Raw genomic sequence first — 25296 nt, forward strand, 5'->3', positions numbered from 1 at the left:
GTGTGACAACGCAACGGTTCAGACACATTTGGACACGTGCGGACCTGGTCTAGCAGGTCGTTTGTTCCATGGGCTTTAGGGAAAAATCCAAGTGATAAAAAAGATCCTGATCGCCAACCGCGGAGAAATTGCCGTCCGTATCGTGCGTGCCTGCGCAGAGATGGGCATACGCTCCGTAGCGGTTTATTCCGAGGCTGATCGCCACGCTTTGCACGTCAAGCGTGCGGACGAAGCACACAGCATTGGCGAAGACCCGCTGGCCGGTTACTTGAACCCGCGCAAGCTGGTGAACCTGGCCGTTGAAACCGGCTGCGATGCGTTGCATCCCGGTTATGGCTTTTTGTCAGAGAATGCCGAGCTGGCGGATATCTGTGCCGAACGCGGCATCAAGTTCATCGGCCCGGCCGCCGAAGTCATTCGCCGCATGGGCGACAAGACCGAAGCCCGCCGCAGCATGATCAAGGCCGGTGTGCCGGTAACGCCGGGCACCGAAGGCAACGTTGCCGACATCCACGAAGCGTTGATCGAAGGCGACCGTATCGGTTACCCGGTCATGCTCAAAGCCACCTCAGGCGGTGGCGGTCGTGGTATTCGTCGCTGCAACAGCCGCGAAGAGCTGGAGCAAGCGTTCCCGCGTGTGATATCCGAAGCCACCAAAGCGTTTGGCTCGGCTGAAGTCTTCCTCGAAAAATGTATCGTTAACCCCAAGCACATCGAGGCGCAGATCCTCGGTGACAGCTTCGGCAACGTCGTGCACTTGTTTGAGCGCGACTGCTCGATCCAGCGTCGTAACCAAAAGCTCATCGAAATTGCCCCAAGCCCTCAACTGACCCCGGAACAACGCGCCTACATCGGCGACCTGTCCGTGCGCGCAGCCAAGGCCGTGGGCTACGAAAACGCCGGTACTGTGGAGTTCCTGCTCGCCGAAGGCGAGGTGTACTTCATGGAGATGAACACCCGGGTGCAGGTGGAACACACCATCACCGAAGAAATCACCGGCATCGACATTGTTCGCGAGCAAATCCGCATCGCCTCTGGCCTGCCGCTGTCGATCAAGCAAGAAGACATTCAGCACCGTGGCTATGCCCTGCAATTTCGGATCAACGCTGAAGACCCGAAAAACAACTTCCTGCCCAGCTTCGGCAAGATCACCCGTTACTACGCGCCCGGCGGGCCTGGCGTGCGGACCGACACAGCGATCTACACCGGCTACACCATCCCACCGTATTACGACTCCATGTGTCTGAAACTGGTGGTGTGGGCACTGACATGGGAAGAAGCGATGGACCGTGGTTTGCGCGCCCTGGATGACATGCGTCTGCAAGGGGTCAAAACCACCGCCGCGTATTACCAGGAAATCCTGCGTAACCCGGAATTTCGTAGCGGCCAGTTCAACACCAGCTTCGTAGAAAGCCATCCAGAACTGACCAACTACTCGATCAAGCGCAAACCCGAAGAGCTGGCCCTGGCCATCGCCGCCGCCATCGCCGCCCACGCGGGCCTGTGAGGAATAAAACAATGTCCAAGAAAATTTTCGTAACCGACACCATCCTGCGTGACGCCCACCAGTCCTTGCTGGCCACCCGCATGCGCACCGAAGACATGCTGCCGATCTGCGACAAGCTCGACAAAGTCGGCTACTGGTCGTTGGAAGTGTGGGGCGGCGCGACGTTTGACGCCTGTGTGCGCTTCCTGAAAGAAGACCCGTGGGAGCGCCTGCGCCAACTGCGTGCGGCATTGCCCAACACCCGCCTGCAAATGCTCCTGCGCGGCCAAAACCTATTGGGCTATCGCCACTACAGCGACGACGTGGTTAAAGCCTTCGTCGCCAAGGCGGCGGTTAACGGTATCGACGTGTTCCGTATCTTCGACGCCATGAACGACGTGCGTAACCTGCGTGTGGCCATCGAAGCGGTCAAAGCCGCTGGCAAGCACGCACAAGGCACCATCGCCTACACCACCAGCCCGGTGCACACCATCGAGGCGTTCGTGGCGCAGGCCAAGCAGATGGAAGCCATGGGCTGCGACTCGATCGCAATCAAAGACATGGCGGGCCTGCTGACACCGTTCGCCACTGGCGACCTGGTCAAAGCGCTGAAGGCTGAAATCGGCCTGCCGATCTTTATCCACTCCCATGACACCGCCGGCCTGGCTGCCATGTGCCAGCTCAAAGCGGTTGAAAACGGCGCCGAGCACATCGACACCGCGATCTCCAGCTTTGCTTGGGGCACCAGCCACCCGGGCACCGAGTCGATGGTCGCGGCCCTTAAAGGCAGCGAATACGACACCGGCCTCGACCTGGCGTTGTTGCAGGAAATCGGCCTGTACTTCTACGCCGTGCGTAAGAAGTACCACCAGTTTGAAAGCGAATTCACCGCCGTCGACACCCGAGTACAAGTCAACCAAGTGCCGGGCGGGATGATCTCCAACCTCGCCAACCAGCTCAAAGAGCAGGGCGCGCTGAACCGCATGAGCGAAGTGCTGGCCGAGATCCCGCGTGTGCGTGAAGACCTGGGCTTCCCGCCGCTGGTGACCCCAACCTCGCAAATCGTGGGCACCCAGGCGTTCTTCAACGTCCTGGCAGGCGAGCGCTACAAGACCATCACCAACGAAGTGAAGCTCTACCTGCAAGGTGGCTACGGCAAAGCGCCGGGCGTGGTGAACGAAAAACTCCGTCGTCAGGCCATTGGCAACGAAGAACTGATCGACGTGCGCCCGGCTGACCTGCTCAAGCCAGAAATGGCCAAATTGCGCGGCGAAATTGGCGCGCTGGCCAAGTCTGAAGAAGACGTGCTGACCTTCGCCATGTTCCCGGACATCGGCCGCAAATTCCTCGAAGAGCGTGCTGCGGGCACACTGGCTCCAGAAGTGCTGCTGCCGATTCCTGAAGCGGGTGGCGTGAGCAAAGCGGGCGGCGAAGGCGTGCCGACCGAATTCGTGATCGACGTCCACGGCGAAAGCTACCGCGTCGACATCACCGGTGTAGGCGTCAAGGCCGAAGGCAAGCGCCACTTCTACCTGTCCATCGACGGCATGCCGGAAGAAGTGGTGTTCGAGCCGCTCAACGAATTCGTCGGCGGCGCCTCCAGCAAGCGCAAACAAGCCAGCGAGCCGGGCCACGTCAGCACCGCCATGCCGGGCAACATCGTCGACGTGCTGGTCAGCGTGGGCGACACCGTCAAGGCGGGCCAATCGGTGCTCATCACCGAAGCCATGAAAATGGAAACCGAAGTGCAGGCCTCCATCGCCGGCAAAATCGTCACCATCCACGTCATCAAAGGCGACCGCGTCAACCCGGGCGAAATCCTGATCGAAATCGAAGCCTGATACGCCATTGATACAAACGGTTTAAACCTCGGGGGAGCATGTGCTCCCCTTTTTTTTTCCCGAGATTTGACCCCGCTCTTACGCGGGGGTGAAATCAGGCATTTCGTACGACGTTTCCCTTTCAATCCACAGAAACTTCCGAGAAAATTCGCATCGCTTGCGCCAGCCAAAATCGGGGTCTAGTCTCGCCTCGTCGCTGCTAATCAGCGATTGGGTTTAGTAGCCCGGTTCTCACTAGGCGCAATGCGCCACCTCTGCGAGGCGCCTTTTTTCGGCCTCAGCTTTATGGTGGCCGTGCGCAGGGCGCCCTTGTGGCGCGCCGGGTCTCCTAGTGTGCCGGTCTACTAACCTGCGTGCGGCTGCCACCCCATCGTTTAGTAGCGATCAGTGACAGCTCCTTAAACCCACTAGGAGTCATCGTCATGAAAAAAATAGTTCCCGACCCGCCTGCAACTCCTCTCGAGACGGGGCTGAGTACAGACCCGTTATTGGATCAAGCCGCCGCTGATCGCGCCTTAAATCACTATCTGCTCAAACCACCTGTGCCTCAACCCAGCAAAACTTCAAGCTTTGTCATCTGTGACAGCGTTAGCTTGGAGTCGGCTCTGGTCGAAACTTCAGGGTTGTTGCGCTGCGCGAGTGCTTCGGCAGGTGAGGTGGGCAATAGTTTGAGCGGCGCTCAGCGTGATCTGGTGTTGTCGGTATTGCATCTGGTCGATCTGGCCCGGGCATACGTAGACAAATCGCTGGACGGTTTGAATACGCATTAATGCTGTGCGCGCCTGGTGACGGCAGGCGCGTTTAAAACGATTGGTCGGCGGCAGACTCGATCAGGCCAAGGTACAGCCCTTGGTTGATTATGTTTATGCAGTGCTGATTATTAATATTCAAGATTCTTAATAGTTAAAGTCGAAAGTTACCGTCTAGTTGTAGGAGATTATCCATGTAGGACATTGATATGTACTACATGCCGATGATATAGCGCCCGTTGATTTAGCATTTTTAACAAGGCGTGGACAAGATACAAACCGAAAATCCTCGGGGTGTGAGTTTTGAACATTTGCTCTGACAGAGTTTTCTTGTACGAAATATGTGCAAAAAAACACGCTCGCTTCTGATATCTATCCTAATCTGAGAGTTGATACGTGTCTTAAAACTGATTGCCTGGGTTAAATTTAGATACATATGTATGGGGTTTTAACTTTTCTTTGCGCGTACAGTTAGTCCGTGTCACGGCGAATAAATTAAATGGTTTAAGCAGTTTTTATCAGTTTGAATTTTTATTGTAAAGCAATTCAAAAATATTTGTCAGGTAAAAGGAAATAACTGTGCCAAAAGAGAAAAATATTTTAGTCAATCGGGGTATACCTATGAACCCCCAGATAATAGGTATTAATTACGTAGTTGGTTCAACTAACAGCACAAGTGGTAGTGCCAGTGCGATTGATTACATTGGGCGTAAAGTGGTCTCCCAATTTGAAGCAGATTGGGGCGATATGTCTGACTTCGATCTTAAGCGCATGATGAAAGATCTTAATGTTCATCATCTGCGAGGGAAAATAATACCTGCGCTCGCTCAAGCTCAAAATAATGTCGATAGTCTGTATGCCGACTCATCAGCCCTCACAGATATTATTGTGAAGCAAGAGCTTTCTAAGTCTGGCTATTCCCACAGTGACGTTCGAGAAAACATTGCGAATAATAAAAAATTGTTGATGGCTTGGTCAGTGTCAGTGAGCAGAATTTAGCTGCTTTTATTGCTACATCCCATATTTATTCCGGGAGCGATCCGCTGACGCTCACCCAGTCGCAGCGAACACAAATTGCTATGAAAGGCATGGGATCTGTTGTCGGTCTTTATCCTCAGCGTGCCAGAGAGCAACTGGATGGTTACGCAACCTCCTACGTGGCGGCTAAAGACGCGGTCATGCTGAGGCAAGCAATTAACCAGCTTGTAAGTCTGGCTGCGGCACTATCTCTCCAGTTGGCCGTCGCTGATGCTGCGGCTGTGGAGGCTGCGAAAGAGCTGGTCCGATTAGGAAAACTTCCTGGTGCTCCACCGGGAGTCTCTTTAGATAGCAATATGCAGGAGGCTTTGGAGAACGATCAGTTTTATCCATCCCGTGGCTCTGCGCATTTTTATTCTTGGTTTTATATGAAAGTTAGAAACGGAGGTCCGTGGGATTACAAAAATGGACAGCCTCAATATGAAAGTTTTGGTAATTTTCATTATGGGGCAGTTGGTACGGCGGCCGAAATTCCAGAGGCGGTACTATTGAGAGCCGCTGGAGCCGCGCAGATGAAGGCGGGTACTTCTGAAGAAAAATTTGGTTACTTTTGGGGTGACGCGCCTTATGGGGATGATCCGGTTGACCAAGTGTGGATTAAGGCGGGCATAGATTATGCAAAATCAAAGGGCTATTAAGTGGGCGTTCTGGGGGCTTTTGGTTATTTGCCTGTTACAGGCACTCTATATCTTTATATCTTCTCCATTCAGGCCAGACCCTAGCAAGGTGGTATCAGCCACTAACGTCAGCGGAGGTGGAGCTGTTTATGAATTGCTGTACGACACTGGAGGCGCCACTGTGGCGGACACTTACAGGTATTTCCTCATGGAGGTTCAGTCTAGTGACGAAGCGGTCCTTGAGAAATCTAAAAAGATGGAGCCGTTCCTCGTTACCAAGAGTGGCAACGCTGTTCGTGAGGTTACAGGAGATAAGGTGAAATTAAAAACTAATAATACGATTTATAAGTTTGTTAACATCTCAATATTTAAATTAAATGGAGAGATTCAGATCGTAAGGTTTGAACTTGATGCAACTGTCCCTTAGGAATGGCTGCTACCGATCCCTGAAAAGATCGCGTCAATCCGGGCGAAATCCTGATCGAAATCGAAGCCTGGTACGCCATTGATCCTTTTTTTGCCCGAGACTTGACCCCGACCTGTAGGAGCGAGCTTGCCTCGCGATCTTTTTAAGATCAAAAGATCGCGAGGCAAGCTCGCTCCTACGCAGGGGTGAAATCAGGCATTTCGTACGACTTTTCCTTTTCAATCTGTGGGAGTTTGATCGGCGGCAGACTCGATCAGGCCAAGGTGCAGCCCTTGGGCGATTAATTTCTCAACGGGGATATTGATCCAGGTGCTAACGCCTTCTTTATCAATCACCGCAGTCAGCACCGCATCGCCAGAGCTCTTTAGGTTCGAGTAAGCGGGAAAGTCCACCTTGTCGATGCCTTGGCGATCCAGCACTGACTGTGCGTGTGCATGCAGCTCATGGGCTGGCATCCAGCCACGCCATGTCCGTTCACCCTCGCTCATTCCAGATGCCATCTGTGCATCCCTCAGGTAGCTGGTCAGAGTGTTCCACGGCGCTTTGAAGTCGGTGCCGTTTAGCGGGTCAGGTAGATCAAATGTCTGGTTGCGAAAATCAATATCGCGCGCTGTCAAATCCAGAAACGCGACCTGACGTTCGATCGAGGTAAATGACCCTGAAGCATCAAAGGCAATATTTGAAAGTGAAAGCCTGTCCAGTGCCCTGAATGGGTTGTTAGAGGCGACGGTGTCGTGCAGCTTTTCGCCGCCGTAGAGCGATGTCAGAAGATAGTTGCTCGCCTGCAGAGACAGAGCGATACGTTGCTGCGTCTGCCCCTTAGGCAACTCTTGTAGCGCCTGCGCCTCTTTGCCGTGGGTGGAGAGTTGCTGGTGAAGGTCTTCCATCAAAGGGTCAAAGCCCTCCGCCGCCGAAGCATTACTGGTTGCAGTGCGGCGTAACAAGGCTGTTATCTCCAGGGCGGCAGCAGACAAAGACACATTGACGCTTGCACCGGCAGGCATCGCTTTAGCTGCTGCAGCGTGTGGGCTCATGGCGGTTGAGCTATCAACCCACTTAATCGTCACGCCTGGGGCAATAGCCCGATTGTTCATCAGAAAATCTGCTCGAATTTCGGTCATAACAATTCCTCTGAATCGGCAAGCCTCGGCAACTCAGGTCTGCAGATCTGGTTTCTTTAGAAGTCATTAAATGCCTGTGTCGAGCAGTACATCGACAGTCTGTTGAGATAACTTTAATAATTAATCTGCAACTGGCGGGTTGCGTTTATTTATTCAGGTAATGCTGATTATTGATGCTCTGAAGTGTTAGTAGTAAAAGGCGAAAGTTGCAGTGTAGTTGTAGGGGATTCTCCATGTAGGGGATTGAAATGTAAGACATGTCGCAGATGTAGCGCCGGTTGATACAGCGCTTTTAGCAAAGCGTGGGCCGGATACATACACTACGTGGGAAGCCGAAAACCTACAGGTAGTCCCAGTCCCTACACGCTTGTAGGTAGCGCTCATCTCTGAAGAGGTTCCCCCAAAATCATATGAGACCGGGAGCGACTGCCCTGGCCCAACAGTGGCTGGAAAAACTCCGGAAGGGGAACTAGATACAAGCTGCAAAACTTCAGGGGTTGAGTTTTGAACGTTTAGGCTGACAGAGTTTGCCTGCACGACACTTGTGCTTAAAACACATCCGTTGAAAAGCGTAAAAAGTAGAGTTTTTTTAAGACGTTGATTTCTCATTTGTGTAGTCCTTAAAGGTGAAGTGACTATTTCATGTGAAATCAGAAAGTAACGTATGTGATCCTTGATATAGAGTATTTGTTTATCGTAAGCGCATTAAGCACTCGATATTCAGCGCAGAGGTAAGCATTAAACAGTAGGCCTGCTTTGCTGTGGGGGTAAATCTGGCAGATGGTATCTGCACGTTAATGCAGATTTTTATTAATAAGTCCTCGTTTATCTGCAATGTATTGCACTTTCAGGGCGTGACGTTGGGCGTAAGGATGAATCAAAAAGTCGGGACGTGCTTCAGCAAGAGTGGGGGCTGAAATGACCCTGAGCATTGATGTGCGCCAACTGAAGATCGAGAGCGTTGAGGCCGATCTGGCGCAGGGCAAGATCACGCTAGGCCAAGCGGTGAAGCGTTTGAGGGTGGATGTCACGACGCTACAGCAAACCCAGTTCGCCGCGATGTGCAGAATTTCGGTTCGTACGTTGATCCAGGTTGAGCACGACGAGGGCAATCCCACGCTCAAATCCTTGAATGCCATCTTTAGGCCATTCGGTCTGCAAATGGGTGTGGTGCGTGGCCAAGAAAATTTTAAGTCTCTTCTGAACCCAAAAACGCCCAACAGTCCTTGTTGGGCGTATTGATCAAAAATTAATCAGTTAACACCCTGCATTCTTCAAGCGTCTTGATTTGACCGCTTTTTGGTTGGTTATCCAGTGCCAGCCATTTTTCAAAGCCTGTCGCTATAGCTGGCCATTCCGTACTAATAATGCTGTACCACGTGGTATCACGATTATTGCCTTTGGCTACCATATGTTGTCGAAATACGCCTTCGTATGTGTACCCTAATCGTACTGCAGTACGATTGGATCTGGCGTTTTCGCTGTTGCACTTCCATTCCAGGCGGCGGTTGCCCAGGGCGAAGGATTCTTTGGCCAGCAGGTAAGCGGCTTCGGTGCTTTTAGGCGAACGCTGCATCGGCGCGCCGAAGGTGACGTGGCCGATCTCGATGCGCCCGTGCTCGGGCACGATGGACATTAGGCTGAGCATGCCCTGCGCCTGTCCCGAGGCCTGGTCGATGACGGTGTAGTAGTAAGGGTCTTGGCTGGCGGCATTGCTGTTGAGCCACTGGTCAAAGGCCGCGCGCTCCTTGAATGGGCCGTAGGCCAGGTAGTCCCAGAGTTTGGGATCGCCGGCCGGCCCTTCCAAGGCTAGCCATAAATCATCGCCATGGCGCTGTGGATCGAGCTTTTCCAGACGAATGTAACGCCCTTGGATGACGGGGTTGTGTGGGCGCTTGGCGGGTTGCCAGTGTTCTAGAGATTGAGGCATCGCGGGTTCCTTATTTATGACAAGGCTTTGCGAAACTGGATAAAGCCAGGGCGCTCGGCAATCCGTTCGTAAAGTTGGATCGCTGTGGCGTTGGTTTCGTGGGTCAGCCAATGGACTTTGGCGCAATGGTTGTCGCGGGCGGTGGCGTAGACGTGTTCGATCAGCAGGCGACCGGCACCGGTGCCACGGATTTCAGGGCTGACAAACAGGTCTTGCAGGTAGCAGGAGTTACCGATGCTCCAGTTGGAACGGTGGTAAATGAACTGCACGATGCCCACCGCTTTGTCGCCTTGCCAAGCGATTGCCAGTTGGGTCGGTTCAGCCGGGTCGAGGAAACGCTGCCAGGTCGACTCGCTGACCTCAGCGGGCAACTCGGTATTGTAGAAGGTCAAGTACGCCTGCCAGAGCGGCAACCACTGGTCGTGATCGGCGGCGGTGGCGGGTTTGATCTGCACGTGCTGGGTCATGTTGCTATTCCTTGGCCATTAAGTGAGCGAGTGCGTGGTCGTGTGAATTGGGGTTTGCCAATAACCCGTCGCGCACACCGAGTTGGTCAGCAGTGCTGCGGTTTTGGCTGAGTTTGCGTTTACCGATCAGCCGGGAGATGGGCACGCTGAACCCGACAATGGCCTTGAGCATGTTGTCGATGTAATCGCTGGGGGCGTCGCTGACCGCCCACGGCTCGGGTCGATTGGCTTCATGTTTGCTGCTCAGCCGGCTGACCAATGCCAGCAAGCGGTCGTGATCGTCGAACACGCCGGGCTGGCCATAGGCGTGCACGGCCAAGTAGTTCCAAGTAGGTACCGCTTTACCGTGTGCGGCTTTGCTGGGGTAAAAGGACGGGCTGATGTAGGCCTGTTCGCCAGCAAAAATCACCAGCGCTTCGCCACCTTCAGCCAATGCCTGCCAGTGCGGATTGGCGCGTGCCAGGTGGCCGTACAGCGTACCGTAAGGGCCTTCGTCGGGATCGAGCAGTAGCGGAACATGGCTGGCGATCAGGCCTTGGCTGCCGTGGGTGATCAGCACGGGCAGAGGTGAGGCTTGCATCTGTAGATGCAAGGCAGCGGTGTCGTGTTCAGCGAAGGCGCGGGGTACGTACATAGAAATATTCCTTGGCGAATGACTGCATCCTAGGCAGGCTAATGGTTCGTTGTAAGAGCCATTAATGGTCATTTTTATAGGTCCAATCCATGCCTGATTCAGCGTTATCCATCGCGTTCAATGCGACCGGGATCGAGCTTGATCCGAAGAAGGGCTTGAGCGCCCAGCTGTATCAGGCCTTGCGCCAGCGGGTGTTGGATGGGCGGCTCAACAGCGGTTCGCGGTTGCCGGCCAGTCGTGATTTGGCGGCGGCGCTTGGGGTTTCGCGCAACAGCGTGGTGCGGGCCTACGATCAGCTCTATGCCGAGGGGTTTATCGAAGGGCGGGTCGGTGACGGTACTTATGTGGCGCAATTGCCCGAAAAAGCCTTACCGCTTAAAAAGTTGTCCACCAAGTTACCCACAGGCTTTTCAACAGGGTTACCCACAGGTTTATCCACAAAAACGGTTGATTTACCTGTAATTACATCCAGTAAACTTATCCACAGCGCGGCCTTGGGGAGGGTTATTAAGCACCCTTTACCGTTGCCGGCGAAGGGGGCGCCACGGGCTTTTCGGGTGGGGGTTCCGGCCTATGATTTGTTCCCGTTCGAGGTCTGGAGCAAGCTCCAGGCGGCTTTTTGGCGCAAGCCGGACATGCAGCATTTGTGTTACGGCGATCCAGCTGGAGAACAGCGCTTGCGAGAGCTGATTGCCGTCTATTTGCGCACTTCGAGGGGTTTATCCTGCACGTCTGAGCAAATTTTGATCACCAGTGGCGCACAGCAAGGAATTAGCCTTTGTGCACAGCTGTTGGTGGAGCCCGGCTGTGGGGTGGCTGTGGAAAACCCCGGGTACCGCGCGGGGGCGCAGGCTTTTGCGATTGCCGGGGCCCGTGTGCAGGGTGTTGCGGTCGATCACGACGGCATGGACTGCGCGGCGCTGGCGGGTTTGAACGATTGCACGCTGGCTTACGTGACCCCGTCGCATCAGTACCCCACCGGCGTCACCATGAGCTTGGCCCGGCGCCTGGAGTTGCTGGCGTGGGCCGAGCGCACCCAGGGCTGGATCATCGAAGACGACTATGACGGCGAATACCGCTATAGCGGCGCGCCCTTGGCCCCGCTGGCGGCGCTGGATCGTCAGGGCCGGGTGATTTACGTGGGCACGTTCGGCAAGGTGGCGTTCCCGGCGCTGCGTCTGGGGTATGTGGTGTTGCCGCCTGCGCTGGTTGAGCCCTTTGCTCAACGGCGGGCGCTGGATATGCGCCATTCAGAGGTCAGTACGCAGGTGGTGATGGCGGAGTTCATGGCCGCCGGGCATTTCCAGCGCCATATCAGGCGCATGCGCCGGGCTGCGCTGGCGCGACGCAATGCCTTGCTGGCGGATTGGCCTACTGATATCCCCGGGCTGGGCGCCGCGCCCAGTGTGGCGGCGGGTTTGCACATGAGCGTGCAGGTTTCAAGCGTTGAGCGTGAGCACACCTTGTTGGCGCAGGCTGAGCAGGTTGGGGTTGAGATCAACGGTTTAAGCCGTTATTGGCTGGACGATTCGGTCGAGCCTGTGGATAAACGTGCGGGGCTGGTGCTGGGCTTTGCGGCGGTGCCGGAGGCGGAAATCAAAGCGGCGCTAATGCGGTTGAAAAGGGCGTGGAAGAAAACCCTGTAGCCGCTGACGAGCTACGAGGCTGCGATGGGTTGCGCAGCGACCCCAAAGGCGGTCCTGCGGCCCGCATCGCAGCCTCGTACCTCGGCAGCGGCTACAAGGGCTGTGCCGTTACGCCTTAGCTAACTTCAAAAACCCTTCCAGCACGTTGACCGCGTTTACGCCGATTTCTTCTACCGCGTAGCCGCCTTCCATCACGAACAAGGTCGGTTTGCCCAGGCGGGCAATGCGTTCGCCCATGAGCAGGTAGTCCGGGCTGTCGAGTTTGAACTGGGATATCGGGTCGCTTTTGAAGGTGTCCACACCGAGCGATACCACCACCACATCAGCTTCGTAGTGCTCGATCTCGCTGCAGGCTTGTTCCAGTGCAGTACTCCAGCGATCCCAGCCTGAGCCAGCCTCCAGCGGGTAGTTAAAGTTGAAGCCTTGCCCCGCGCCTTCGCCCAGCTCATCGGCATAGCCCAGAAAGAACGGGAACTCGGCTTCAGGGTGTCCGTGAATCGAGGTGAACAGCACGTCATCGCGTTCATAAAAGATCGACTGGGTGCCGTTGCCGTGGTGGTAGTCCACGTCGAGGATGGCGACTTTGCTGCGGCCCTGGTCGAGGAAGGCCTGGGCGGCAATGGCTGCGTTGTTGAGGTAGCAATAACCGCCCATCAAGTCACTGGCGGCGTGGTGCCCAGGCGGGCGGCACAGGGCGAATGCACTGTGGGCGCCGTTCTGGATGGCCGCTTGCGCCGTCAGTGCAACTTGCGCTGCGCTGTAGGCCGCCTGCCAAGTGCCCGCGGTAATCGGCGCGCCACCGTCAAAGCTGTAATAACCCAACTGGCCATGCAGGCTGGTGGGGACTACGGCGCGCAGGGTGCGGGCTGGCCATGTGTACGGGAGCAAGTCGCCGTCTTTGCCGTGTTCGAGCCAGCGATCCCAGGCACCCTGGAAAAAGTCCAGGTAGGCCTCGCTGTGAATACGCTGGATCGGGTCGCGGCCAAAGTCGTGGGGGCCTTGCACCGGGCCCAGCTCACGGTTTTTGACCCGTTGCAGAATGTGGTCCGCGCGTGAGGGCATTTCGAAGCAAGGCAGCAATTGCCCGTCTATCAACTCGCAGCGGCCATGGTGCAGATGGTGGTCGTCTGAATAGATAGTCAGCATTTTTCTTGTTCTCCGTAGGCTAGATCGGTGACCTACAGTTTTGCGGCGCTGGCGGTTTCAGAGAACGACAGGAGCGGCCAAAAGGAGATCAATATGGCCGAAATAATTGTCCGAAATTCGCCCCTTTTCAGGGCGCGCTGCTCCCTGTTGGCTCATGCCCGAAACTGGCTGGGCGACACGCCACTCCAGCGAACAAAGGCATGGCGAAAGCTCGCCGTTTCGCTAAAGCCCAAGGTGTCGGCGATGCGGTAGATCGGCCATTCGGTCTCGTGGAGTAACAACTTGGCGCGCTCAAAGCGCAGTTCGTCGAGTAATTCTTGATAGCTGCAGCCCGCGTCATGCAGGTGGCGGCGCAAGGTGCGTGGCGAGCAATTCATTTGCTCGGCCAGCCCTTCAAGCCCCGGCGCGGCATTCAGTTGGGCGGCGAGCAACTGGCGGATCCGCGACAGCCAGGTTTGGCGCCCGGTGAATTCCAGGTTCTGTTTGCGGCAGCGCTCCGCCATGGCCTGGTGGGTGATGGTATTGGCCAGCGGCAGCGGGTATTCCAGCCAGTGCCTGGCAAAGGCGAACGCGTTGTCCGGTGCATCAAACAGACGCGGGCAATTGAAGGTGTGCTGGTAGCGGGCGTGGTAATCCGGCTTGCTGTGGGCAAAGCGCGCGGCGAGCAAAGGCAGCGGCTGGCCGATCAAGTCTTCGCAAATGACCTTGAGCGAGACAAGGCACAGCTGTGCGTTGAACACGGCCAGTTGCGGGTCTTCATGGTAGTGATCTGCACAGAACCAGACCTGATCGTCCTCGACCTTAAGGCTAAGCTCAAAGAGTGTTCCCAGCAGTGCCGGGTAGCGTAAAGCCAAGCGCAAAGCGTCACCTAAGGTGGCACTGGTGAGTAGGGCGTAACCCAGCATGCCGTAGGACGACACATGCATGCGCCGTCCCAGTTCCAGGCCGATTTCACGGCGCAAGGCCACGGCGTTGGCGCAGACGCGCATTTCTTGGTTGGTGGTGATGCGAATGTCAGCGCGGTTCAAGTCCACGGCCCGTATGCCGCTACCGGCCAATAAGGCCTCGCTCGGCAAGCCTTCGGCCTCGAAGGTGCTGAGCACCAGCGATACGGCATTTAGCGTGGTGAGATGTGAGTGCAGCATGTTCGCTTCCTGCGTGGGGACACAGGAAGCGAGCAAGTTGTGTGCCGGGGGCGTTAAGCCAACTCACCACACAGGTCCCGTTCAACCAGGTGGCGCACGTCAGCGGCGGGCAAACCCGAGCCCAGCAACGCCTGCAGCTTGCCGAACGCGGCTTCACGGGTCATGCCGCCGCCCGACAGCACGCCAGCCCCGCGCAAGCGGCTACCGGCTTCGTACACGTCCAGCTCAACTCCGCCTTCGTGGCACTGGGTGATGGCGACCACAACGATGCCGTTTTCGTACGCCTGTTGCAGGCTTGCGAGGAACGCCGGGTTGTCGCTGGGGCCGGTGCCGCTGCCGAAACACTCCAGCACCAGGGCTTCAAGCCCGCTGTTGAGCACGGCATCCAGTTGGGCGGCGCCGATGCCGGGGACCAGCGGCAATACGCCGACACGGGCTTCTTGCTTGGGCTGTAGATAACTCAGCGCCGCTGGCAATGATTCGGCTTTGGTGCCGCCGCCGTTGCGCTTGAGCGCCACGAACGGGTTGCGGCCAAAGCTGCGCACTTTGGCGCAGTGGGTCGGGTCCAGCAGTTCGTCATGGAAGTACAGCTGTACGCCGAAGGGCTGACCTTGGGCAAGCGCGCTCAAGGCACCGCTGACGTTTGGCCAGGCATCGCTGTCGGGCACGCCCGCAGGCAGCATCGAGCCGGTGAACAGTACCGGGGCCTGCAAGCCCAGCAGTTGAAAGCACATGGCCGCAGCGCTGTAGGCCAGAGTGTCGGTGCCATGCAGGACAAGCACTGAGTCGCAGCCATCCTGTTCGACAGCGTCAATGATTGCGCTGCGCAGGCGCAGCCAGTAGGCGGGTGTCATGTTGGCGCTGTCGATCAGCGGGCTCATTTCACGAAAGCGCCATTGCGGTATCTGCACGTGCGGTTGGCTGGCGAGGAAGTCGCGCATGCGCGCTTCAAAGCCGGATGCAGGCGCCAGGCCGCTGGCGCTGGCTTGCATGCCGATGGTGCCGCCGGTGTAGAGCACCATGACGCGCTGGGCAGGATGAAGAGTGGCTGCAGTCATTCAGGAGTCCCCATAAGCAAAAACGCGGCGGTTCTGTCAGAACCGCCGCGTTGATATTAGCGTTTTGTTTCTTCGGTCTTGGCGGGCGGCAGAGGCGGCCAAGCCTTCAGGTCCAGATCCAGGTCCGGGAATTTGCTGGAATCGAAGACGGGTACTTTGATACCCGCGTTACGCTGGTCATCGTAGTCCTTGAGCACGCGCATGCATATCTTGAACAGCATCGCCAGGGCGATCAGGTTCACGAAGGCCAGCAAGGTCATGGTGATGTCCGCGAAGGCGAAGACGGTTTCCAGGTTCTCAATCGAGCCCCACACAATCAACACCAGCACCAGAGCGCGATAACCCATCAACGCCTTGCGGCTTTCACCGACCAGAAAGCGCAGGTTGTTTTCGCCCAGGTAGTAGTTGTAGAGCATCGAGGTGAACACGAACAACGCCAGTGCCACGCTGATGAACACGCGGCCCCATTCACCGACTACTGCGGCCAGCGAGTTTTGCGTCAGAGCAATGCCGTCGCCTTCAAAGCCCGGAGTGTAGAAGCCGGACAGCAGAATCAGCAGCGCGGTGCAGGTGCAGATCACGAAAGTGTCGAGGAATACGCTGAACGCCTGAACCACGCCTTGGGCAATCGGGTGTTCCACGTCTGCCACGGCGGCCACGTTCGGGGCGCTGCCCAAACCGGCTTCGTTGGCGAATACGCCACGTTTGACGCCCATCACGATGGCGCTGCCGATCATGCCGCCAAACACCGGGTCCATGCCGAAGGCACTTTTCACGATGTGGCCGAGCATGGCTGGGACTTGGTCGAATTGCAGCACGATCACGTAAACGGTGACGGCGATGTACGCCAGGGTTTTGACCGGAACCAGCAGGTCTGCCACCGAAGCAATACGCTTGATGCCGCCGATAAACACCAGACCCAGCAGCACGGCAATGGCCACGCCGGTGTAGTTGACGTCAAAACCGAAGGCGTTTTGCAGCGAGTGGGTAACAGCGTGCGCCTGCAGGCCCATAAAGGCAAAGCCGAAGGTGATCAGCAGCAGGACCGCCATCAACTTGCCCATCCAGATTTTGCCCAGGCCGTACTTCATATAAAAGGACGGGCCGCCGCGCAGTTGGCCTTCCGCATCGCGGCGCTTGTACAACTGGCCCAACGAACATTCGATCAGGCTGCTGGACATGCCGACCAGTGCGGTCACCCACATCCAGAACACGGCACCGGGGCCACCCAAGGTCACGGCAATGCCGACACCGGCAATGTTGCCCGCGCCCACACGGCCCGCCAGGCTCAGCATCAGCGCTTGAAACGAGCTGAGTTGGCCGGCGCTGCTGCGCAAGCTGTCTTTAAACACTGCAAACATGTGCAGAAAGTAACGGAGCTGAACGAAACGCGAGCGGATCGTGAAGTAGCCACCGAGCCCAACCATGAGCACGATTAGTACTTTCCCTGAGAGGAAGTCATTGATGACTTCTAGCATGGATTATTCCTCGCTGTTTTTATCTGAAGGCAAAACGGCCGGATCAGGGTTACCCATTACGCCCGTCAAGTCAGGGCATAAAGCTAGGTAATCAAGGGGGTCCTGGCCATGTTGCTGCTTGGTTTACGATGCTGTTTCCGCACTGCCGATGGCCGCTGTTGCAGGGCCCATGCACGGGAAGAGGGGCGGCACTATACCTAGGAGTGTAGGAAGCGTCTCTATAAGTGACTGATTTTTCATGTGTCAGTCGCCAAACGGACGCCTTTGAAGCACCGCGCAAAGCCTATTCACGCAGATTTGCGCTGTGTTGATCGGGCATCCATGCCAAACGATATGTGGCCTCGGCAAGAGGTCCACGTTTATAGGCGGATCAATCTAACGCTAAGAGATGTTGGCGGGGTAGTTAGCTCAATGCCCCATTGACCCGTGCGAGCAAGATTATAGATCGGGAGTATGGCTGTGGGGGGCGTAGTGCTTGGTGTTAGCCTTATCAGCCATTCGTCAAGCGCTGCATGGTTCTCAATTGGCGCGAGAGGGGATTTGTTTCTCGTACTAGGCGTTTGTTGAAGGGGGGCGGGCACTTTCGGCTGTTTTCGAGGTGATGCAGGTCTGCTGACGGGAATGTCTTTTATTGCCGAAGTGGCTTTTGTTGAGGTGTTTGTAGGAGGACGGGGCGTTTTATTATTTGCTTTTTTAGCCAGTGAGGCGGCTGTCTTTTTTGTTGTTGCGGTCGTTTTTTGTACGCTGCCTATAGCTTTTTTAACTCTGGAAAGACTGCTGGATACATCTCTCTGGTTGAAGAGTTTGTGCATTATCAAGAATAGCTTTGCATGCCCCGATGGATCCCCATAATTGATCGGATCGTTGTCGCAGTACGCATAAGCATTAAATCCACCCTCTTCGAACGGGCTTGACGAATCCGGGCTGTTAAATCGCATCAGTGCCGGGTTGTAAGCTCGATAGCCCTGCCCCAGTAGATAATGGCCTGTTAGGGGCTCCGGGGGGTTGCCATTGAAGCCCAGCAGCAAGCCGTGCATTTGCTCGGGCGATTCATAGCCAAACGGGTTAAAGCTGCGTGTTATGGCACGCTCTTGGGTGACGCCTTCAATCACAGAGCCCTGTATGTCGGTGGCTAATAACGTTGTGGTGTTAACGCCTTGTTCTTGCTGATGCTGTGCGAGGACATGAACGTCATGTTGAAAAACACAGCATGCGCGTTCGTCCTTGATTTCTGTGGTGATACGAGCGCCTTGATAGAAGCGCTTTCCCGAGGGCGTACCGATCAGGCGATCAAGAGGGTCGTAGCTATAAATAACTGCGGTTTTTGTTGAAGGCTGATTCATAGCCACTCACCGAGGGTCGGGAAAGACGTTCCAGTTGTAGTTCTTTTCGCATGGAATGACTACCTGGCAGAACTGCTAGGTGCTACTTGTGCTGAGTCAGGGTTTTTCACTTTTAGACCAATAGGGCGCTGAACAACGTTCGAACTCCCAATTTATCCTTGCTGTGTAGTCGGACGTAGTCTCGCGGCGCTCGCCAGCGGTTACGTAAACGTTAATTACACTCAAATCCCAGGCAAAAAAAAGGGCTTGCAGATGTGTCTGCAAGCCCTCAAAAGGTGAGAGGTGTCTAGTCCCTCGACCTGGTGAGCTTCAGTTCTGGCGCAAAGTGCCTGCGCTTCTTTGCTCGGCGACTTTGAGCTCAGAACTGATGAATGGCGTTAGTCCTTCAAAGGCACCAAACGCGGGGCAATCATGTTTTCCGGGCGCAGGATGTCGTCGAGCATGGCGTCGTCGAGCAAGCCTTCTTCGCGCACCAGTTCCAGTACGCCGCGGCCGCTTTCAAGGGCGATACGGGCGATACGGGTGGCGTTTTTGTAGCCGATGTACGGGTTCAGTGCGGTAACCAGGCCGATCGAGTGTTCGACCAGTTCACGGCAGCGTGCTTCGTTGGCGGTGATGCCGACGATGCAGTGCTCGCGCAGCATGTCCATGGCGCGTTGCAGCAGGCGGATCGAGTCGAGCACCTTGAAGGCGATCAGCGGCTCCATCACGTTCAGTTGCAGTTGGCCGCCTTCGGCTGCCATGGTTAGCGCCAAGTCGTTACCGATGACCTGGAACGCCACCTGGTTAACCGCTTCCGGAATAACCGGGTTGACCTTGCCGGGCATGATCGAGCTGCCTGGCTGACGCGCTGGCAGGTTGATTTCGTTGATGCCGGTGCGTGGGCCGCTGGACAGCAGACGCAGGTCGTTGCAGATCTTCGACAGCTTGACCGCGGTGCGCTTGAGCATGCCGGAGAACAGCACGAAGGCGCCCATGTCGGAGGTGGCTTCGATCAGGTCGGCGGCCGGTACCAGCGGTTGACCGCTGATCAGTGCCAGACGCTGTACGGCCAGCGCTTGGTAGCGCGGGTCAGCGTTGATGCCGGTACCGATCGCGGTGCCGCCGAGGTTCACTTCAGTCAGCAGTTCCGGGGCCAGCGTCTTCAGACGGGCCAGGTCTTCGCCCATGGTGGTGGCGAAGGCACGGAATTCTTGACCCAAGGTCATCGGCACGGCGTCTTGCAGTTGGGTACGACCCATCTTCAGGACGTGGTTGAATTCAACACCCTTGGCTGCGAACGCCTGAATCAGGCTGTCGAGGCTGGCCAGCAGGGCGTCGTGACCCAGCAGCAGACCCAGGCGGATCGCGGTCGGGTAAGCATCGTTGGTCGACTGCGCCATGTTGACGTCGTCGTTCGGGTGCAGGTACTGGTACTCGCCTTTCTGGTGACCCATTGCTTCGAGAGCAATGTTAGCGATCACTTCGTTGGCGTTCATGTTGGTGGAGGTACCGGCACCACCTTGAATCATGTCGACCACGAATTCTTCGTGGAAGTCACCGCGGATCAATCGTGCACAGGCTTCGCTGATGGCGGCGTGCTTGGCAGCGCTCAGATGCCCCAATTCACGGTTGGCGTCTGCAGCGGCCTGTTTGACCATTGCCAGACCGACAACCAGTTTTGGGTAATGCGAAATCGGAACGCCCGAGAGGCGGAAGTTATTCACCGCTCGCAGGGTCTGGATGCCGTAATACGCTTGAGCCGGTACTTCGAGGGCGCCAAGCAGGTCGTTTTCTGTGCGGAATGATGCAGCGGAGGACATGATAGAAATCATCTCGATATGGACCCGGTCTGGGCCGGAACGCTGCGAATCCTAGGCTTGCAGACTATTTTGGGCCAATGCCTTTAAACACTATCCTATGCAGAAACGGCATAATGGCGACGTGACGCGACCGCCGCGTCGAACGTGTGACCCAATTTGGTGCGCGTCCGGGAGGACTCGATGAATCTCGAAAGTAAATGGCTGGAGGACTTCAGTGCCCTGGCCGCCACTCGCAGTTTTTCTCAGGCGGCAGAGCGCCGCTTTGTGACTCAGCCAGCGTTCAGCCGACGTATTCGCAGCCTCGAAGCGGCCCTGGGGCTGACCTTGGTGAATCGTTCCCGCACCCCGGTGGAGTTGACTGCGGCCGGTCAGCTGTTTTTGGTCACGGCGCGCACGGTGGTCGAGCAGCTTGGCGAGGTGTTGCGGCACTTGCATCACCTTGAAGGCGGGCAGGGCGAGGTCATGCAAGTGGCGGCTGCGCACTCTCTGGCCCTAGGGTTTTTCCCTCGCTGGATCGCTCAATTGCGCAACGAAGGGTTGAACATCGCCACGCGGCTGGTTGCGACTAACGTCGGAGACGCGGTGCACGCTTTGCGCGAAGGCGGCTGCGATTTGATGCTGGCTTTTTACGATCCGGACGCTGCGTTGCAGATGGATCCGGAGATTTTTCCGTCGCTGCACTTGGGCAACACCGAAATGCTGCCCGTGTGCGCTGCCGATGCTGACGGCAAGCCGCTGTTTGATCTGGAAGGTGACGGCAGCGTGCCGTTGCTGGCTTACAGCGCCGGGGCGTTTCTTGGGCGCTCGGTCAACTTGCTGCTGCGCCAGCGTGCCCTGCGGTTTACCACTATTTATGAAACCGCGATGGCGGACAGCCTCAAGAGCATGGCGCTGGAAGGTCTGGGTATCGCCTGGGTTCCGCGTTTAAGTGTGCGCGCGGAGCTTGAGCGGGGCGAACTGGTGATCTGTGGCGGCCCGCAATGGCACGTGCCGCTCGAGATTCGCCTGTATCGCTGCGCGTTGGTGCGTAAGGCGAACGTGCGATTGTTGTGGCGCAAGCTGGAAGGTGGGGCGTCATCTGCCCCGTGAGTGAAGGCCGGGCGTGATGGCCTTCACTCAACGTTTTTCAGCAACTGTTGTCAGTCGAGCTGGCTGACATAGTTGCGGATATTTCCACGGTTCTCATCGCTGTAGCGAAAGCGTGCGCAGGTACCCTCTTTACGCTCCGTTGCCATGAATGTTGCACACCCGTGGGGGCTAAATTGTTCGGGGTCCACATAGTAAGAGACCGCCGCGTGAGTTGCGCCGAAACAGTGCCCGATTTCATGAGCCACGACAGTGCGGCCCAAGGTGGTGGCAAAAGCGATGTTGGCTTCCTGCAAGGCCAAGCCTTCGACACCCTGCGCAGGGGATAAGTAACCATCAATCAATATCAGATATATATCAGTGGCTATGGCCGTTCGTTGCTGCGCAGCCCTGTAACCATCAACGGCGTGATTGATGTCAGCTGAAATCAACCCTATATAGTCGTCTAAATTTGGGTATCGGGTTGCATATGACAGGTAGTCAAAGTCTGTCATGCCTGGCGTGTCGTAGATAAATTCAACGTTGACTGGGCGCTTTGTTATGTCTGAAAGTTCAGGAGTGAATATAGTGAAAAACATGCCTTTCAAGTGTGTTTCATTTTTTACCATGACAGTGTCATGGACAAAGGTATAAATATTAATCGGGAGCATGGCTGATTCCACCGTTCTGTAAAGGTCAGAGACTTATGAGTTAAGGGGCATCGCTCAGGAAGGCTTTGATATGCTCTCTGTTTTTTTGCGTAAAGCGGTAACAGTTGCCACGTAAGTTAGAGACTTCGTGATACATGTAGGTTTCACATTCACCGCCCCACGCATTCCAGCTCAGTTCGCCATCTTCATGGGTTGCGTTGAAACTATGACCGATCTCATGGGCAATGATTTGATAGGAACTGGTGCTGGCAATGACGGCAGGTTTTCCGGGGAAGGCGCCCCCCAGGACAGTGTCGTTGATCGAGTCTTTGGTGACTAAAATATAGCGTTCGGTTTTGCCCCACTCCAAACCCTTATCGTTTTTGTATCCGATGGCTGCTTTTTGCCAGCTCCATAAAATATCGTTCAGGTTTTGGCCTTTATAATTGTGATCTGTTACACCTTTTACATGGCGCACCTCATTAAAGATGAAGGACCTGCCAGTAATAGCCGATATTTCTTCTGTGAATTCCTTGAAATAGCCCCGGCCCAGCGTGCTGACGATGCTGCTGGGGACATCATCGTGAACAAAGATATAAAGCGTAATCGGTTTCATGTTAATCATCCTTAATGATGGCGCTGACACGTTATTGAGAGTTGTGAGCGCCGCCTGCAGTCCTTGCAGGTAGTTAGTTATTTGAGTGCTGCATAAAGAGTTAAGCGGTTATTACGTGAGTGTGTGAGGCGTCGAATTCGATGCGGCAAGTAGTCAATATCACCTCAGATCGTAAGCCTGACAGTAGAAGTCAACATGCCTCTAACACTGTCAATTATTGACCTGCCGGTCAGTAAAACCAGCGGTTTCAGGGTTTGATTTGCCTGCAGACAGATGGTCGCCAAAGGTGCTTTCAAGTGGCCTCTTTGGGGTATACTGCGCGGCCTTCGGCTGGCATGACCGGCCTTAATTTCTATAACAAGCCACGTCGGATCCTCCACGTGGCTTGTTGTTTTTTGACGCGCCTGCGGGCGCCCAAGAGAAGAGGCGCGACGATGAGTGCACTGGTAGGCGTGATCATGGGCTCCAAGTCCGATTGGTCCACCCTCAGCCACACCGCCGATATGCTGGAAAAACTCGGCATCCCTTACGAAGTTAAAGTGGTCTCGGCCCACCGGACTCCGGATTTGCTGTTCCAGTATGCCGAAGAGGCCGAAGGCCGCGGGATCGAGGTCATTATTGCCGGAGCCGGTGGCGCCGCCCACTTGCCAGGCATGTGTGCAGCTAAAACCCATTTGCCAGTACTGGGTGTGCCGGTGCAGTCGTCGATGCTGTCGGGTGTCGACTCGCTGCTGTCGATCGTGCAAATGCCGGCTGGTATTCCGGTCGCTACTCTGGCTATCGGTAAGGCTGGCGCGATCAACGCCGCGCTGTTGTCGGCGAGCATTCTGGGTGCCAAGCACCCGCAGTTCCATACCGTATTGAAAGCATTCCGTGCAGAGCAGACTGACAGCGTGCTGGACAATCCAGACCCGCGCCTGGCCTGAGGTTTTTGACGATGAAAATCGGTGTAATCGGTGGTGGCCAACTCGGTCGCATGCTGGCCCTGGCGGGGACTCCGCTGGGCATGAACTTCGCCTTCCTGGACCCGGCACCTGATGCCTGCGCTGCCGCCTTGGGCGAGCACATTCGTGCGGACTACGGCGATCAGGATCATCTGCGCCAGTTGGCTGACCAGGTTGATCTGGTGACGTTTGAGTTTGAAAGCGTCCCGGCTGAAACCGTGGCATTCCTGTCGCAATTCGTTCCGGTTTACCCGAGTGCCGATGCCCTGCGCATTGCCCGTGACCGCTGGTTCGAAAAGAGCATGTTCAAGGACTTGGGCATTCCGACGCCTGCGTTCGCTGACATCCAGTCCCAGGCGGATCTGGACGCGGCGGTGGCCAGCATCGGTCTGCCTGCGGTGCTCAAAACCCGCACCCTGGGGTATGACGGCAAAGGTCAGAAAGTGCTGCGCACTGCGGCTGATGTCGAAGGGACGTTTGCTGAGTTGGGCAGTGTTGCCTGCCTGCTTGAAGGTTTTGTGCCATTTACCGGCGAAGTGTCGCTGATCGCTGTGCGCGGTCGTGATGGCGAAACCCGGTTTTACCCGTTGGTGCACAACACCCACGACAGCGGCATTCTCAAGTTATCGGTAGCGAGCACGGATCATCCGCTGCAAGCCTTGGCTGAAGACTATTCCAGCCGCGTGCTCAAGCACCTGGATTACGTGGGCGTGATGGCTTTCGAGTTCTTTGAAGTCGACGGTGGCCTCAAGGCCAACGAAATTGCCCCGCGTGTGCACAACTCCGGCCACTGGACCACCGAAGGCGCCGAGTGCAGCCAGTTCGAAAACCACCTGCGCGCCATCGCTGGCCTGCCGCTGGGTTCGACGGCCAAGGTGGGCGAGAGCGCTATGCTCAACTTCATCGGCCGCGTCCCGCCGGTTGAGCAGGTGATTGCAATTGCCGACTGCCATTTGCATCACTACGGCAAAGCCTTCAAGGCCGGCCGCAAAGTGGGCCATGCCAACCTGCGCTGCGCCGACATGGCCACCCTGAACGCGCAAATCCAGCGCGTTGAGGCGTTGATCGACGAGGCATAAGCCTGCAGTCGACGGAACCATTGAGGTGTCGTTGCTCTCTGATGGCGTGAAACCAAAGTGCTGACTAGGCTTTGGTTAACGCCATCTAATGAGAGGACGCGTGCATGGGCATCATCGGAACCATTTTTATCGGCTTGATCGTTGGCCTGCTGGCTCGTTTCCTGAAACCGGGTGACGACAGCATGGGCTGGATCATGACCATCATCCTGGGTATCGCGGGCTCTTTGGCGGCGACCTATGGTGGGCAGGCGTTGGGTATCTACCATGCTGGCGAAGGTGCTGGCTTTATTGGTGCGGTCATCGGCGCCATTATTCTGCTGGTCATTTACGGCATGGTGAAGAAAAAGAGCTGATCGCGTGCGGCCCTCTCTGCGCTGATCGCAGAGAGGGCTAGAATGCGCGACGTATTCACTTCTCTTTGATTGAGCTCTTCATGCGCCGCCTTCTACTGACCTTTCTTTTGCTGGGCTGCGGCCTGGTACACGCGGCAGAACTGCCCGAAACCGACTGGCTGGACTTGATGCCCAAGTCGGATCAAAAAGCCCTCGAAGCCATGCCTGAAATCGATCACAACTCGCCTGAAGCTCAGGGGACGTTTACTGATAAGGGTGGCTTGAAACAAAGCAAAGGCCTGCCGGCCGTGATGTATTCCAATAAAACCGTCGCCAGCATGAACGGCAAAAACATCCGTTTGGGCGGTTACCCCGTGCCTCTCGAAACAGACGCCAAAGGCCGCAGCACACTGTTTTTCCTGGTGCCTTACCCGGGGGCTTGCATCCATGTGCCACCGCCGCCGCCCAACCAATTGGTGCTGGTGCGCTATCCAAAAGGCTTGAAGCTGGACGACATCTATGCGCCGCTGTGGGTCACGGGCACGCTGAAAGTCGAGAAGGTCAGCAATGACCTGGCGGATGCGGCTTATGCGCTGGATGCCAGCAAAGTGCGGGTGGTGGTTGAGGCGGATTTGTAACAGCTGCCTCGCGATCTTTTGATCTAGATCTTGCTTTTGATCTT

Annotated in this window: 25 protein-coding genes; 13 read left to right on the top strand and 12 right to left on the bottom strand. The window is 56.1% G+C overall.

The annotated features are described in order from the left end of the window. Positions 1-91: 91 nt before the first annotated feature. The 6 genes from GHO32_RS13450 to GHO32_RS13475 all read left to right on the top strand — a co-directional run bounded on the left by GHO32_RS13450 (position 92) and on the right by GHO32_RS13475 (position 6158). A complete protein-coding gene (locus GHO32_RS13450; RefSeq protein ID WP_048373732.1) occupies positions 92-1507 on the top strand; it encodes an acetyl-CoA carboxylase biotin carboxylase subunit in 1416 nt (471 codons plus the stop codon). Positions 1508-1518: 11 nt separating this feature from the next. Continuing rightward, positions 1519-3327, top strand: coding sequence for a sodium-extruding oxaloacetate decarboxylase subunit alpha (oadA, locus tag GHO32_RS13455; RefSeq protein ID WP_153333142.1), 1809 nt, complete (start codon positions 1519-1521; stop codon positions 3325-3327). 422 nt (positions 3328-3749) lie between these two features. Then, complete coding sequence (locus tag GHO32_RS13460) at positions 3750-4097, top strand: DUF6124 family protein (protein ID WP_153336116.1); 348 nt, start codon at positions 3750-3752, stop codon at positions 4095-4097. 558 nt (positions 4098-4655) lie between these two features. Beyond that, positions 4656-5075 carry a hypothetical protein gene (locus tag GHO32_RS13465; protein WP_153336117.1) on the top strand — a complete coding sequence of 140 codons (420 nt, stop codon included), beginning with the start codon at positions 4656-4658 and terminating at the stop codon, positions 5073-5075. Continuing rightward, positions 5048-5752 (top strand): polymorphic toxin type 44 domain-containing protein, encoded by a 705-nt coding sequence (locus GHO32_RS27070; RefSeq protein ID WP_306106473.1) that lies wholly within the window; start codon positions 5048-5050, stop codon positions 5750-5752. Before GHO32_RS13465 ends, GHO32_RS27070 begins: the two co-directional genes overlap by 28 nt. Then, the gene (locus GHO32_RS13475; protein WP_153336118.1) at positions 5730-6158 is read left to right on the top strand and encodes a hypothetical protein; all 429 of its coding nucleotides are present in this window, start codon (positions 5730-5732) and stop codon (positions 6156-6158) included. Before GHO32_RS27070 ends, GHO32_RS13475 begins: the two co-directional genes overlap by 23 nt. A 218-nt stretch (positions 6159-6376) precedes the next feature. Here the strand turns inward: GHO32_RS13475 and GHO32_RS13480 are convergent, their stop codons facing one another. After that, positions 6377-7279, bottom strand: a complete 903-nt coding sequence (locus GHO32_RS13480; protein WP_153336119.1) for a hypothetical protein — start codon at positions 7277-7279, stop codon at positions 6377-6379. A 918-nt stretch (positions 7280-8197) separates the two neighbouring features. On the opposite strand from GHO32_RS13480, the gene GHO32_RS13485 reads away from it, so the two are divergent. Next, complete coding sequence (locus GHO32_RS13485) at positions 8198-8521, top strand: helix-turn-helix domain-containing protein (protein ID WP_153336120.1); 324 nt, start codon at positions 8198-8200, stop codon at positions 8519-8521. Positions 8522-8528: 7 nt separating this feature from the next. On the opposite strand, the gene GHO32_RS13490 is transcribed toward GHO32_RS13485, so the two are convergent. Genes GHO32_RS13490 through GHO32_RS13500 form a run of 3 tightly spaced genes read right to left on the bottom strand, consistent with a single transcriptional unit; the run spans position 8529 to position 10310 of the window. Next, positions 8529-9209: a GNAT family N-acetyltransferase gene (locus GHO32_RS13490; protein WP_153336121.1), complete on the bottom strand. Its 681-nt coding sequence runs from the start codon at positions 9207-9209 to the stop codon at positions 8529-8531. Between the two features lie 14 nt (positions 9210-9223). Continuing rightward, on the bottom strand, positions 9224-9676 hold the full coding sequence (locus GHO32_RS13495) for a GNAT family N-acetyltransferase (RefSeq protein ID WP_123750581.1): 453 nt from the start codon (positions 9674-9676) through the stop codon (positions 9224-9226). A 4-nt stretch (positions 9677-9680) separates the two neighbouring features. Further along, on the bottom strand, positions 9681-10310 hold the full coding sequence (locus tag GHO32_RS13500) for an FMN-binding negative transcriptional regulator (protein WP_153336122.1): 630 nt from the start codon (positions 10308-10310) through the stop codon (positions 9681-9683). Between the two features lie 89 nt (positions 10311-10399). Here GHO32_RS13500 and GHO32_RS13505 point away from each other — a divergent pair, with 89 nt between their 5' ends. Next, positions 10400-11956, top strand: coding sequence for a PLP-dependent aminotransferase family protein (locus GHO32_RS13505; protein ID WP_153336123.1), 1557 nt, complete (start codon positions 10400-10402; stop codon positions 11954-11956). A 108-nt stretch (positions 11957-12064) separates the two neighbouring features. On the opposite strand, the gene GHO32_RS13510 is transcribed toward GHO32_RS13505, so the two are convergent. The 6 genes from GHO32_RS13510 to aspA all read right to left on the bottom strand — a co-directional run bounded on the left by GHO32_RS13510 (position 12065) and on the right by aspA (position 19928). After that, positions 12065-13102 (bottom strand): histone deacetylase family protein, encoded by a 1038-nt coding sequence (locus tag GHO32_RS13510; protein ID WP_153338267.1) that lies wholly within the window; start codon positions 13100-13102, stop codon positions 12065-12067. 152 nt (positions 13103-13254) lie between these two features. After that, on the bottom strand, positions 13255-14247 hold the full coding sequence (locus GHO32_RS13515) for an AraC family transcriptional regulator (protein WP_153336125.1): 993 nt from the start codon (positions 14245-14247) through the stop codon (positions 13255-13257). A 53-nt stretch (positions 14248-14300) separates the two neighbouring features. Next, entirely contained in the window at positions 14301-15305 is a 1005-nt protein-coding gene (locus tag GHO32_RS13520) for an asparaginase (RefSeq protein WP_153336126.1), read from the bottom strand. Positions 15306-15361: 56 nt separating this feature from the next. After that, the gene (locus tag GHO32_RS13525; protein ID WP_048390791.1) at positions 15362-16783 is read right to left on the bottom strand and encodes a sodium:alanine symporter family protein; all 1422 of its coding nucleotides are present in this window, start codon (positions 16781-16783) and stop codon (positions 15362-15364) included. A 359-nt stretch (positions 16784-17142) separates the two neighbouring features. Continuing rightward, positions 17143-18126 carry an RHS repeat-associated core domain-containing protein gene (locus GHO32_RS13530; protein ID WP_153336127.1) on the bottom strand — a complete coding sequence of 328 codons (984 nt, stop codon included), beginning with the start codon at positions 18124-18126 and terminating at the stop codon, positions 17143-17145. A gap of 377 nt (positions 18127-18503) precedes the next feature. Beyond that, positions 18504-19928, bottom strand: coding sequence for an aspartate ammonia-lyase (gene aspA / locus GHO32_RS13535; protein WP_048373753.1), 1425 nt, complete (start codon positions 19926-19928; stop codon positions 18504-18506). Positions 19929-20108: 180 nt separating this feature from the next. Here aspA and GHO32_RS13540 point away from each other — a divergent pair, with 180 nt between their 5' ends. After that, positions 20109-21017 (top strand): LysR substrate-binding domain-containing protein, encoded by a 909-nt coding sequence (locus GHO32_RS13540; protein ID WP_153336128.1) that lies wholly within the window; start codon positions 20109-20111, stop codon positions 21015-21017. A gap of 50 nt (positions 21018-21067) precedes the next feature. Here the strand turns inward: GHO32_RS13540 and GHO32_RS13545 are convergent, their stop codons facing one another. Further along, positions 21068-21664 (bottom strand): reprolysin-like metallopeptidase, encoded by a 597-nt coding sequence (locus GHO32_RS13545; protein WP_153336129.1) that lies wholly within the window; start codon positions 21662-21664, stop codon positions 21068-21070. 40 nt (positions 21665-21704) lie between these two features. After that, entirely contained in the window at positions 21705-22259 is a 555-nt protein-coding gene (locus GHO32_RS13550) for a M12 family metallo-peptidase (RefSeq protein WP_178113890.1), read from the bottom strand. 434 nt (positions 22260-22693) lie between these two features. On the opposite strand from GHO32_RS13550, the gene purE reads away from it, so the two are divergent. From purE to GHO32_RS13570, 4 genes are all read left to right on the top strand, one after another. Then, positions 22694-23185, top strand: coding sequence for a 5-(carboxyamino)imidazole ribonucleotide mutase (gene purE / locus GHO32_RS13555; protein ID WP_047279087.1), 492 nt, complete (start codon positions 22694-22696; stop codon positions 23183-23185). 11 nt (positions 23186-23196) lie between these two features. Beyond that, on the top strand, positions 23197-24282 hold the full coding sequence (locus GHO32_RS13560; protein ID WP_048373762.1) for a 5-(carboxyamino)imidazole ribonucleotide synthase: 1086 nt from the start codon (positions 23197-23199) through the stop codon (positions 24280-24282). Positions 24283-24386: 104 nt separating this feature from the next. Then, on the top strand, positions 24387-24635 hold the full coding sequence (locus tag GHO32_RS13565; protein WP_048373764.1) for a GlsB/YeaQ/YmgE family stress response membrane protein: 249 nt from the start codon (positions 24387-24389) through the stop codon (positions 24633-24635). A gap of 80 nt (positions 24636-24715) precedes the next feature. After that, positions 24716-25252 (top strand): DUF3299 domain-containing protein, encoded by a 537-nt coding sequence (locus GHO32_RS13570; protein WP_153335991.1) that lies wholly within the window; start codon positions 24716-24718, stop codon positions 25250-25252. The last annotated feature ends 44 nt before the right edge of the window (positions 25253-25296 follow it).

Origin of the sequence: Pseudomonas sp. FSL R10-2189, assembly GCF_009600325.1 — a bacterium.
GTDB classification, from domain to species: domain Bacteria; phylum Pseudomonadota; class Gammaproteobacteria; order Pseudomonadales; family Pseudomonadaceae; genus Aquipseudomonas; species Aquipseudomonas helleri.

What these genes read in the sequence shown, in the direction of transcription:
- oadA (WP_153333142.1), top strand. Translation starts at nt 1,519, where the DNA reads ATGTCCAAGAAAATTTTCGTAACCGACACCATCCTGCGTGACGCCCAC.
- GHO32_RS13460 (WP_153336116.1), top strand. Translation starts at nt 3,750, where the DNA reads ATGAAAAAAATAGTTCCCGACCCGCCTGCAACTCCTCTCGAGACGGGG.
- GHO32_RS13475 (WP_153336118.1), top strand. Translation starts at nt 5,730, where the DNA reads ATGCAAAATCAAAGGGCTATTAAGTGGGCGTTCTGGGGGCTTTTGGTT.
- GHO32_RS13480 (WP_153336119.1), bottom strand. Translation starts at nt 7,279, where the DNA reads ATGACCGAAATTCGAGCAGATTTTCTGATGAACAATCGGGCTATTGCC.
- GHO32_RS13485 (WP_153336120.1), top strand. Translation starts at nt 8,198, where the DNA reads ATGACCCTGAGCATTGATGTGCGCCAACTGAAGATCGAGAGCGTTGAG.
- GHO32_RS13490 (WP_153336121.1), bottom strand. Translation starts at nt 9,209, where the DNA reads ATGCCTCAATCTCTAGAACACTGGCAACCCGCCAAGCGCCCACACAAC.
- GHO32_RS13495 (WP_123750581.1), bottom strand. Translation starts at nt 9,676, where the DNA reads ATGACCCAGCACGTGCAGATCAAACCCGCCACCGCCGCCGATCACGAC.
- GHO32_RS13500 (WP_153336122.1), bottom strand. Translation starts at nt 10,310, where the DNA reads ATGTACGTACCCCGCGCCTTCGCTGAACACGACACCGCTGCCTTGCAT.
- GHO32_RS13505 (WP_153336123.1), top strand. Translation starts at nt 10,400, where the DNA reads ATGCCTGATTCAGCGTTATCCATCGCGTTCAATGCGACCGGGATCGAG.
- GHO32_RS13510 (WP_153338267.1), bottom strand. Translation starts at nt 13,102, where the DNA reads ATGCTGACTATCTATTCAGACGACCACCATCTGCACCATGGCCGCTGC.
- GHO32_RS13515 (WP_153336125.1), bottom strand. Translation starts at nt 14,247, where the DNA reads ATGCTGCACTCACATCTCACCACGCTAAATGCCGTATCGCTGGTGCTC.
- GHO32_RS13520 (WP_153336126.1), bottom strand. Translation starts at nt 15,305, where the DNA reads ATGACTGCAGCCACTCTTCATCCTGCCCAGCGCGTCATGGTGCTCTAC.
- GHO32_RS13525 (WP_048390791.1), bottom strand. Translation starts at nt 16,783, where the DNA reads ATGCTAGAAGTCATCAATGACTTCCTCTCAGGGAAAGTACTAATCGTG.
- GHO32_RS13530 (WP_153336127.1), bottom strand. Translation starts at nt 18,126, where the DNA reads ATGAATCAGCCTTCAACAAAAACCGCAGTTATTTATAGCTACGACCCT.
- aspA (WP_048373753.1), bottom strand. Translation starts at nt 19,928, where the DNA reads ATGTCCTCCGCTGCATCATTCCGCACAGAAAACGACCTGCTTGGCGCC.
- GHO32_RS13540 (WP_153336128.1), top strand. Translation starts at nt 20,109, where the DNA reads ATGAATCTCGAAAGTAAATGGCTGGAGGACTTCAGTGCCCTGGCCGCC.
- GHO32_RS13545 (WP_153336129.1), bottom strand. Translation starts at nt 21,664, where the DNA reads ATGCTCCCGATTAATATTTATACCTTTGTCCATGACACTGTCATGGTA.
- GHO32_RS13550 (WP_178113890.1), bottom strand. Translation starts at nt 22,259, where the DNA reads ATGAAACCGATTACGCTTTATATCTTTGTTCACGATGATGTCCCCAGC.
- purE (WP_047279087.1), top strand. Translation starts at nt 22,694, where the DNA reads ATGAGTGCACTGGTAGGCGTGATCATGGGCTCCAAGTCCGATTGGTCC.
- GHO32_RS13560 (WP_048373762.1), top strand. Translation starts at nt 23,197, where the DNA reads ATGAAAATCGGTGTAATCGGTGGTGGCCAACTCGGTCGCATGCTGGCC.
- GHO32_RS13565 (WP_048373764.1), top strand. Translation starts at nt 24,387, where the DNA reads ATGGGCATCATCGGAACCATTTTTATCGGCTTGATCGTTGGCCTGCTG.
- GHO32_RS13570 (WP_153335991.1), top strand. Translation starts at nt 24,716, where the DNA reads ATGCGCCGCCTTCTACTGACCTTTCTTTTGCTGGGCTGCGGCCTGGTA.